We start from the raw sequence: 8,908 nt of genomic DNA, 5'->3' as shown, positions 1-8,908 counted from the left end.
CGTCCAGCCACCCCCGTCCGGTCGGCCTGGACCGACGGACACCTCAGTCCTGGGCCTGAACCTCGCGCCAAAAGGCGTCCACCCGGGCGTTGAAGGTGTCTGGGACCTCCTGGAAGGGCTGATGGGCCTCGCCCGGCAGTACCTCGAACCGCGCGCCCGGGATCCCCTCGGCGACCTCGCGCCCGAGGCGCTGGGGCGCGGCGATGTCCAGTTCACCGGCCAGTACGAGCGTCGGCACACCGATCCCGGACAGGCGGTCGAGCGTGTCATGTGTCCTGAACGGTGCGAGCTGGCGCTGGAATGCCTCGACGGACTGCGGATACGGGAACGCCAGCGTCTCCTCGATGATCCGCTCGACCGTGCCGTCGGCGTGGGCCCGCGGGGTGTAGATCCACAGCAGGAACGCCTCCAGCATCGCGCGCTCGCTCGGGGCCCGTTCGGCCATCCAGTGCCAGAAACCGGTCATGGAGCGGAAGTAGGCGTCGGGGCGGGCCCATGCGCTCATGAGGACGAGGCTGCGGACGAGCCCGGGATGGGTGAGCGCCAGTTCCTGCGAGATGAGACTGCCTCCCGAGAAGCCCATGACGTGGGCGGTCGGCATCTCCAGCGTGCGCAGCACCGCGGCCGCGTCCTCCGCCATGCCGGGCACCGACAGCGGGCCCTCGGGCAGCGGCGTACGACCGGTGCCGCGGTTGTCGTAGGCGGTGAGGCGGTAGCGGTCGGAGAGTCCGTCGAGCTGTGCCTGCCAGGCCTCGGCGGGGTCGGTGAGCCCCGCGACGAGCAGGACGTCAGGGCCCTCACCCTGGCGCTCGACCCAGATCTCGCCGACATCGGTGCTGATCATGTCGCCCATGCCGGGTCTCCCTGGAACGGTCCCTCCGGAGCGGGCTCGTGGAGCGGTTTCCGTGGAGAGCTCGCGCCGGTATTCCCCTCCTCACACCGTCGCACAGGTCCTGGGCGGCTGCCTGCCCGTCCGGATAGGGCCCCCCTTCCACCCAGGGTGATGCTGAAGAGACGGAGGTGACCGCCATGAACCACACGAACGGCCGAGGCGCGGATGCGGCGCACACCGTGTCGAGAGGGCCGAGCCTGCGCGGGCGCCTCATCCTGCCCCACGAGGCGGACGTCGACCCCGGGCGGCTCACCGCCCGCGCACAGGGCGGCTGCACCCTGGGGGAGCTCGACCGCGCGACCCAGCGACACGGGCTCGCGGCACCCGTGGGGGTGGTCTCGGCGACCGGCATCGCCGGGCTGACCCTGTCGGGCGGAATGGGCCGGCTGAGGCGCAAGTACGGGCTGAGCTGCGACAATCTCGTGTCCGCCAGGGTGGTCACCGCCGACGGGAAGCTGCTCACCGTGAGCGGCAGCGAACACTAGGACCTTTTCTGGGCGATCCGCGGAGGCGGCGGCAACTTCGGCGTCGTGACCTCCTTCGAGTATCGCCTGTACCCCGTGGGAAATCGCCTGTACCCCGTGGGACCCCAGGTCTTCCTCTGCAACGTGTACTACTCGATGGAACGCGCCGGAGAGGTGCGAAGGGCCTGCGAGCGCTCCGTGGCGGAGGTGCACGGTCGCCCTCGTCGTCGGCGAACTCGCCGCGAACGCCGTACAGCACGGCCGAGTCCCTGGACGGGACTTCGGTCTCCGGCTCGCCCTCGACGCGGCCGCGGGCCTGGTGCGTGTCGAGGTGGCGGACGCCGCCTCCGCGAAGCAGCCGCCCTCGGCCCCGCCTGCGTCGTACCCCGTGGGTGAGTCCGGTCGAGGAATGCTCCTGGTGGACGCCGTGGCCGTGCGTTGGGGGGCGGAGCCTCGTCGACCGGTGGGCAAGGCCGTATGGGCGGAGGTGTCGCTCGAGGCAGCAACTCCCCTGTAGATACTCGCGGCGCCGTGGTCAGCGCTGAGGCCTCCTCAGCAGTCCCCTCTCCATGGCCACCACCACAGCCCGCGTCCGGTCGTTCACGTCGAGCTTGGCGAAGAGGCGGAGCAGGTGTGTCTTGACCGTGGCCTCGGTGATGACGAGGCGTCTGCCGATCTCGGCGTTGGTCAGGCCGTCGGCGACCGCGTTGAGGACGTCGGTCTCGCGGGCGGTCAGCGGGTCCTGGGCCGGGCGCCGCATCCGCGCGATCAGCTTCTGGGCCACACGGGGCGCGAGGACGGTCTCGCCTCGTGCCGCCGAGTGGATCGCGTCGGCGAGCTGTTCCCGGGTGGTGTCCTTGAGGAGATAGCCGATGGCGCCGGCCTCCACCCCGCGCTCGATGTCCTGGTCGGTGTCGTACGTCGTGAGGATCAGGACCCGGGTGCGCGGGTGGCGGGCGACGATCTCGGCGGTCGTCCCCACTCCGTCGAGCACCGGCATCCGCAGGTCGACCAGCGCGACATCGGGGTCGTGCCGCTCGACGAGTTCGAGGGCCGCCCTGCCGTCCCCCGCCTCCCCCACGATCTCGATGCCGTCCTCACCGGCGAGCAGGGCGATCACGCCCGCCCGCATCACGGTGTGGTCGTCCACGACGATCACCCGGATTCGTCCGCCGGTCATCTCTCCGCCCCCTTCGTCTCGTGCTTCTCCTTGCGCCTGGGCGTCTCCGGAGGGATCACCGCCAGAATCCGTGTGCCGTCGCCGACCGAGCTGGTGACCGTCAGCCGGCCGCCCAGTTCCGCCAGACGTCTGCGCATCCCTTCGAGGCCGAAGCCCGTCGACTCCTCCGGATCGAAACCGGTGCCGTCGTCGGTGATCTCCAGTTCCACCACCCCGTACGGCCGGAGGGTCAGGATCACCCCGACCGTGAACGCGTGGGCGTGCTTGCGGACGTTGGCCAGGGACTCCTGGGTGCAGCGCAGCAGCGCGATCCGGGTCTGCTGGTCGCACGGCACGTCCGCCAGGTCGGCGTCCACGGTGAGCCCCGTGTCCTCCGCGAAGCGGTCGAGGACGCGGCGCAGTGTCCGCGCCACGGAGCCGGCCTCCGCACCGCCCCGCCGCTGGGCCGAGCCCACCAGTTCCCGTGCCTCGGCGAGGTTCTCACGGGCCGTCGACTCGATCGAGCGCAGTTGCCGTTCGCTGCGTGCCGGATCGCAGGCCAGGCCCGCGCGGGCCGCCTCCGCGAGTACGACGATCGACGCGAACCCCTGCGCGAGGGTGTCGTGGATGTCCCGCGCCATCCGCTCCCGTTCGTCCGCCGCGCCCTGACGCTGGTGCGCCTCGGACAGCTCCGCCTGGGTCTGCTCCAACTCGACGATCAGCCGGGCCCGTTCGGTGCTCTGGGCGACCACCGAGTGCGCCCAGAGCCCGATCAGGACGCCCACGGCCACGACGATCAGGGTGGACACCACCGTCTCGCTGAAGAACTCCAGTGACGAGCCCTGCCGGGGCCAGCTCCCCGCCAGCGTCGCCGCGGTCGCCAGCCCCAGGAACCCCATGGAGACCCTGGGGGTCCGGCCGAACATCCAGTAGTGCGGCAGCGTCACCATGAACAGTGCCGCGTAGCTGCTGCCCAAGTACGCCAGGCCGCCCAGCGCGAGGACCAGGACGGCGAGGTAGACGTGCGGCCGTACGACGGGGTTGTCGGGGAAGCGGTCGAGGAGCGCGTAGCACAGCACCACGCAGCCGAGCAGCGCGAGCGCCTCGTACCTGCTCCCGTCGGACGGGTCCATGACGGCGAGCCCGACGGCCATCGCGGCGAACAGCACCCAGCACACCGCGTTCCAGCGGCGCAGCGAGGCGGCCCAGAAGGCGTCGGCGGAAGGCCCGGCGAGAGCGGTCATACCGATCAACGTACGTCGGCCACCGGCGGGTTGTGGGCCGCTCGGTCCGGCAGGGCCGGCTCGGTCGGCTTGCGTCGTGTCGTGCGTGACGGCCACCAGGTCGCCTCGCCGAGCAGGAGCATCGCCGACGGCAGGATCAGGACACGGACCACGAAGGCGTCGAGCAGTACGGCCGCCGCGAGGACGAAACCGATCTGCTTCATCTCGATGATGTGCAGGAAGACGAAGCTCACGAAGACGGTCGTCATCACGACCGCGGCACTGGTGACCACGCTCGCCGACGTGCGGATCCCGTCGAGCACCGCCTGCCGTGTGGGGACGCCTGCGAGCGCTGCCTCCCTGATTCGGCTGACCACGAACACCTGGTAGTCCATGGAGAGCCCGAAGAGGATCACGAAGAGGAACAGCGGGACCCGCGACCCGATCGAGCCCGTGGAGTGGAAGTCCAGCAGCCCCTCCGCCCAGGTCCCCTGGAAGACGAGGAGGAGCAGCCCGAGCGCGGCCGCCGCGGACAGCACGTTCAGCGCGACACCGATCAGACCGAGCACCACGGAACGGAACGCGTACACGGTCATCGCGAACGTCACCAGGAGCAACGCCCCCAGCACCAGGGGGAGTTTGCTGTTCTGGTGGGCCGGATAGTCGGCGTAGCGGGCGACGTCACCGCTGACGCCGTACTCGGCGCCCTGGACCCGGCCCACGGTGGCCGGCAGGTAGTCGTCGCGCAGGTGGTCCAGGGAGTCGTACGCCTGAGGGGAGTTGCCGAGGTACGGCACCTTCAGGCGCAGGACGCTGATCCGTTGGTCGGCGGACGTCCTGATCCGCGAACCGTCCGTGATCCGCGAACCGTCCGTGAACCGTGGGTCGTTCGTGAACAGCGGGTCGGCGTCGGCGAGTTCGGCGAGCCTGCGCAGCGCGCCGGTGACCTCCTGGGCGCGCGAGGCGTCGGCCCGTACGACGATGTCGTGCGTGACGCGCTGCTCGGGAAACGCCTCGTTGAGGCGGTCGTACACCCGCATCGCGGGGATCTCGCGGGAGTGCGTGTCCCGGCTCATCTCGGTGATCTTCAGTCCGGCCAGCGGAAGGACGAGGGCGAGCAGGGCGAGGACCGAGACGCAGAGCGTGGTGAGGGGGTGCCGGGCGGCGGGCCTGAGCAGCGCCGTCCAGATCCGGCCGCCCTGGCTTCCCTGGCCGCCCTGACTGCCCTGGCTGTCCTCGCGGCGCGTTCGCCGGGGCGGCTTCCCGCGTTCCGCCCGGCGGAGCGCTCTGCGTTCCGCCCGGTTCCCGAGTGCGGCCAGCAGGGCGGGCAGCGCCGTCAGGGAGCTGGCCACGGCGACCAGGACGACCACGATGGTGCCGGTGGCGAGCGAGGAGAAGATCACGTCGGAGGCCAGGTACAGCGTCGCGGTGGAGGCGACGACCGCCAGCCCCGACACCACGACCGCCCGGCCGGACGTCGCCGCCGCCAGCTCCACGAGTGCCTCGGTGCTGAGCCGGCCACCGGCGCGGGCCCGTTCCTCGCGTTCCCGCTTCAGGTAGAAGAGCGTGTAGTCGACGCCGACCGCGAGACCGATCATCAGGATGACGTTGGTGCCGATCCCGGCGTCGGGGGAGAGGTGCGAGGCCACCATCGCCAGGCCGACCGCCGCCGCGATCGACGACAGGGCGAGCAGCAGCGGCACCGCGGCCATGACGACCGAACCGAAGACGACCATCAGGGTGACCAGCGTGACCGGAAGTGTGATCATCTCGGACAGCGCCAGGTCGTCGCTGCGCTGCTGGTCGACCCCCTTGCTGATGGAGGGGGAGCCGGTCTCCTCCAGCAGCAGCCGCGGATGGGACTTCTGGACGGCCGTGGTCTGGGTGACCAGCGCGTCGACCTTGTCCTTCGCGTCCCGCTCCTCGCCCTTCAGGGTCACCTCGACCATGAGGATCCGGCCGTCGCCGGACCACAGCGGCGCGGCCACGCCCTCGACCTCGGGCAGTGACCTCATCCGGGCGGTGAGGTCCCGCGCGGCCCCTTCGGCGGCCCGCTTGTCCTGCTCGTCCCGCTGGTCGAGGGAGCCCGACCGGGCGGAGATCAGCACCTGCTCGGTGGATCTGCGTTCCAGGTGCCCTTCGGCCGCCATGGCTTCGGCCCGGCCCGCCTCGCCGACGCGGTAGTCCGCCGTCCTGGCGCTGTTGTTGCCGACGGCCGAGCCGGCGACCAGGCACAGCACCACGAACACCAGCCATCCGACGACCGCCCGCCAGGGGTGCCGCGCGCTCCAGCGCGCCACGCGCACAGTGAGTGAGTTCATGCCCTAAAGCCTTGTTGACCAGGGCAGTTGGCGGACAGAGGTGTCAGGTTGAACTTGCCGTCCACCGATCGGTGGACCCGCAGGGTGGGGGAAGCCCCCGACTTTCCCCTACTCGCCCCGCGCCTTGAGGACCAGCTTGTTCACCGCCCACAGGCCGACGCCGATGGCCAGGAGGACACCGGCGCGGATGTAGACGTCGGCCGGGCGGTCGGCGAGCGGGCTGGCGAGGATCAGGGCCGTGATGGCGCCCAGGACCGGGAGGACCGTGGGAGTGCGGAAGTGGGAGTGGTCCACCCTGTCGCGGCGCAGGACCAGGACCGAGATGTTGACCACGGCGAAGACGCAGAGCAGGAGGAAGGCGGTGGTGTCGCCGAGGCCCTCGATCTCACCCGTCGACACCAGGCCGATGGCCAGGAGCGTCACGAAGACGATGCCCACGACCGGCGTGCGGCGGTGGGGCAGGACCCGGGCCATGCCGCGCGGCAGGATGCGCTCGTTGGCCATGCCGTAGCAGAGGCGGGACGCCATCATGATGTTGATGAGCGCCGAGTTGGTCACCGCGAACAGCGCGATCAGCGCGAACAGCTTGTGCGGGAAGTTCACGCCGCCCGCCTTGACGACCTCGAGGAGCGGGCCGCTCGACCCCTCCAGCGTCTTGTAGTCGACGAGGAGGGACGAGACCAGCGCGACCAGGACGTAGATCGTGCCCGTGACCGCCACGCCGATGAAGATCGCCCGCGGGAAGGTCCTGACCGGGTCCTTGGTCTCCTCCGCCATGTTCACCGAGTCCTCGAAGCCCACGAACGCGAAGAAACCGAGGGCCGTGGCGCCCAGGACACCCGTGATCAGGGCGTACCCCGTGCCGCTCGCCTCGAACTCGGTCAGCCGGGACGGTTCGCCGACGCCGGTGATGACGGCCCACGCGCCGATCGCGAGGATGATCACCAGGCCGGTGAGCTCGACGAGGGTCAGGATGACGTTCGTCTTGACCGACTCCGAGACGCCCCGCAGGTTGAGGGCGGCGAGCAGGACGATGAAGAGGATCGCGATGAGAGTGGGAGGCAGCGCGTCGTTCGTCAGCTCGCCCAGATAGTCGCCGCTGAACGCGCGGGCCGCCGCGCTCGCGGACGACAGACCCGAACACATCACCATGAACGCGACGATGAAGGTGAGGAACGGCAGCTTGAATGCCTTCTGCGTGTAGAGGGCCGCGCCCGCCGCCTTCGGGTACTTGCCGACCAGCTCCACATACGAGGCCGCCGTCAGGATCGCCACGACGAAGCCGATGACGAACGGCAGCCAGAGCGCGCCCCCGACCTTCCCGGCGACCTTGCCGGTGGTCGCGTAGATGCCGGTTCCGAGGATGTCGCCGATCACGAAGAGGATCAGCAGCTTCGGGCCGAGGACGCGTTTGAGACCTGATTCCTCCGCGGGCGTCGACGCCCCGGTGGTGGTTTCGGTGGTGGACAAGAGAACCTCCCCCGATCGGTGATCCGTCCGGGGAAGTTCTGCCCGGTGGCGCGCCATGGATGCGTGCTCCAGGCATTCTCAGAGCTTCACCAGAGGTTTCGGCTGATGTTGTGCGGGCGGGGCCTGCGGGACCGGTACGGGAGTCCGGCCGGTGTGGCTGGGTGCGGCCCTGCGGGGATGGTACGGCTGGGCGGCGCGTCCCCGGGTGAGGGCGCGCCGCCGTGTCGATCGAGCCTCTGGTGGCCTCGGGTCGGTCAGACCTCCAGGTCCGACTCGATCCTCTTCAACTGGTGCCGCGCCATCGCCAGGTTGGCCCGCTTGGCGTCGAGCACCAGGTAGAGGAAGAGGCCGTTGCCGCCGCGGCCGGTGAGCAGTCGGATCAGGTGGTACTGGTCGCTCAAGGTGATCAGGATGTCCTCGATCTCGGCCTTCAGCCCCAGGTGCTCCATGGTGCGCAGCTTGGCCCGTACGACGTCGGTGTTGCCGGCCGCCGCGACGTTGAGGTCGAAGCCCTTGCTGCCGCCGATCGTGCCCAGTGCCATGCCGCTGGTGTAGTCGACGAGGGCGGCTCCGGTCGCGCCCTCGATGGAGGCGAGGGCCTCTTTCAACGCGGTCTCGGTGTTGGCCATGGTGTGGTGGTTCCTTTCAACTCTCGCTGGTGGTTGCGGTGTTCGGAGCCGGTCGGGCGGTGGCCCGCACGGTCCGGGTGGTTCGGGTCCGGGTGGGGGCCGGACCCGCGGTGGTCTTGGGTGCGGACTTGGCCTGGGACTGTGGATCGGCCTGGCGGTCGGTGTTCTGGCCCGGTCCGGGGGCGGCCCTGGGCTGGTTCCTGGCCCTCGCCGCGGCGGTTCGCGGGGTGGGTTCGGCGCGGGCCGCCGCGGCGTCGACCAGCTCCCCGATACGGGTGCCGGCGCGGCGGCCCTCCAGGTGCAGCCGGCCGACGTTGACGCGGTCCTGGGCCAGCAGCGTCAGCACGGCGGAGGAACCCGCCGCGTACGTCGCCACGTAGCCCTGGGTGCCGCGGACGAGTAGCTCGCGGAAGTCGCCCTGGCCGGTGGCGTCCGTCATCCGTACGGCCACACCCAGGACGGCTGCGGTGAGGGCGGCCACGCCCTCCGGTTCCACGCCGGGGGTGTCCTGGGCGAGGACCAGGCCGTCGACGCTGGCCGCGAGCGCGCCGGTCAGTTGGGGCACGCGGGCCCGCAACCGGTGGAGTTCGTCGAGGACTTCGGCCTCCGCCGCCATGAGCAGTCTCCTCTCGACACGCTGTCGAAGCGCGCGGATCACAGTGCCTCCAGGGCGTCTCGGAGCCGACGCAGCAGGGCGACGTTGGGGTCCGCCGGGGGTTGTGCGAGCAGGGCGGACACGGGGTCGGGGGT

At 70.7% G+C, this 8,908-nt stretch carries 8 protein-coding genes and 1 pseudogene; 2 read left to right on the top strand and 7 right to left on the bottom strand.

Annotated features, from left to right (window positions below; translation table 11 throughout):
* Window positions 1-43 precede the first annotated feature (43 nt).
* Window positions 44-853, bottom strand: a complete 810-nt coding sequence (locus FNH08_RS36665) for an alpha/beta fold hydrolase (protein ID WP_152775855.1) — start codon at window positions 851-853, stop codon at window positions 44-46.
* 272 nt (window positions 854-1,125) lie between these two features.
* On the opposite strand from FNH08_RS36665, the pseudogene FNH08_RS52525 reads away from it, so the two are divergent.
* Both FNH08_RS52525 and FNH08_RS52520 read left to right on the top strand, forming a co-directional pair.
* Window positions 1,126-1,563, top strand: a pseudogene (locus tag FNH08_RS52525) (FAD-binding oxidoreductase); the annotation flags it as partial.
* Complete coding sequence (locus FNH08_RS52520) at window positions 1,460-1,873, top strand: ATP-binding protein (protein WP_407704518.1); 414 nt, start codon at window positions 1,460-1,462, stop codon at window positions 1,871-1,873. The pseudogene FNH08_RS52525 and the gene FNH08_RS52520, both read left to right, overlap by 104 nt.
* 18 nt (window positions 1,874-1,891) lie before the next feature.
* Here FNH08_RS52520 and FNH08_RS36650 read toward each other — a convergent pair whose 3' ends face one another.
* From FNH08_RS36650 to FNH08_RS36625, 6 genes are all read right to left on the bottom strand, one after another.
* Window positions 1,892-2,536, bottom strand: a complete 645-nt coding sequence (locus FNH08_RS36650; protein ID WP_152775854.1) for a response regulator — start codon at window positions 2,534-2,536, stop codon at window positions 1,892-1,894.
* Window positions 2,533-3,759 carry a sensor histidine kinase gene (locus FNH08_RS36645; RefSeq protein WP_194238731.1) on the bottom strand — a complete coding sequence of 409 codons (1,227 nt, stop codon included), beginning with the start codon at window positions 3,757-3,759 and terminating at the stop codon, window positions 2,533-2,535. Before FNH08_RS36645 ends, FNH08_RS36650 begins: the two co-directional genes overlap by 4 nt.
* Window positions 3,760-3,764: 5 nt before the next feature.
* Window positions 3,765-6,059 carry an MMPL family transporter gene (locus tag FNH08_RS36640; RefSeq protein WP_152775852.1) on the bottom strand — a complete coding sequence of 765 codons (2,295 nt, stop codon included), beginning with the start codon at window positions 6,057-6,059 and terminating at the stop codon, window positions 3,765-3,767.
* Window positions 6,060-6,167: 108 nt separating this feature from the next.
* Complete coding sequence (locus FNH08_RS36635) at window positions 6,168-7,529, bottom strand: APC family permease (RefSeq protein ID WP_152775851.1); 1,362 nt, start codon at window positions 7,527-7,529, stop codon at window positions 6,168-6,170.
* A 254-nt stretch (window positions 7,530-7,783) separates the two neighbouring features.
* The gene (locus FNH08_RS36630) at window positions 7,784-8,158 is read right to left on the bottom strand and encodes a roadblock/LC7 domain-containing protein (RefSeq protein ID WP_152775850.1); all 375 of its coding nucleotides are present in this window, start codon (window positions 8,156-8,158) and stop codon (window positions 7,784-7,786) included.
* Between the two features lie 16 nt (window positions 8,159-8,174).
* On the bottom strand, window positions 8,175-8,774 hold the full coding sequence (locus FNH08_RS36625) for a roadblock/LC7 domain-containing protein (RefSeq protein WP_152775849.1): 600 nt from the start codon (window positions 8,772-8,774) through the stop codon (window positions 8,175-8,177).
* Window positions 8,775-8,908 lie beyond the last annotated feature (134 nt).

The organism is Streptomyces spongiae (assembly GCF_009377185.1).
Lineage (GTDB): Bacteria > Actinomycetota > Actinomycetes > Streptomycetales > Streptomycetaceae > Streptomyces > Streptomyces spongiae.
This window is presented reverse-complemented; position numbering and strand designations above follow the sequence as displayed.

Bases quoted from the DNA above. Each gene is read 5' to 3' on its own strand.
- FNH08_RS36650 (WP_152775854.1), bottom strand. From the start codon at position 2,536: ATGACCGGCGGACGAATCCGGGTGATCGTCGTGGACGACCACACCGTG.
- FNH08_RS36625 (WP_152775849.1), bottom strand. From the start codon at position 8,774: ATGGCGGCGGAGGCCGAAGTCCTCGACGAACTCCACCGGTTGCGGGCC.
- FNH08_RS36640 (WP_152775852.1), bottom strand. From the start codon at position 6,059: ATGAACTCACTCACTGTGCGCGTGGCGCGCTGGAGCGCGCGGCACCCC.
- FNH08_RS36665 (WP_152775855.1), bottom strand. From the start codon at position 853: ATGGGCGACATGATCAGCACCGATGTCGGCGAGATCTGGGTCGAGCGC.
- FNH08_RS36645 (WP_194238731.1), bottom strand. From the start codon at position 3,759: ATGACCGCTCTCGCCGGGCCTTCCGCCGACGCCTTCTGGGCCGCCTCG.
- FNH08_RS36630 (WP_152775850.1), bottom strand. From the start codon at position 8,158: ATGGCCAACACCGAGACCGCGTTGAAAGAGGCCCTCGCCTCCATCGAG.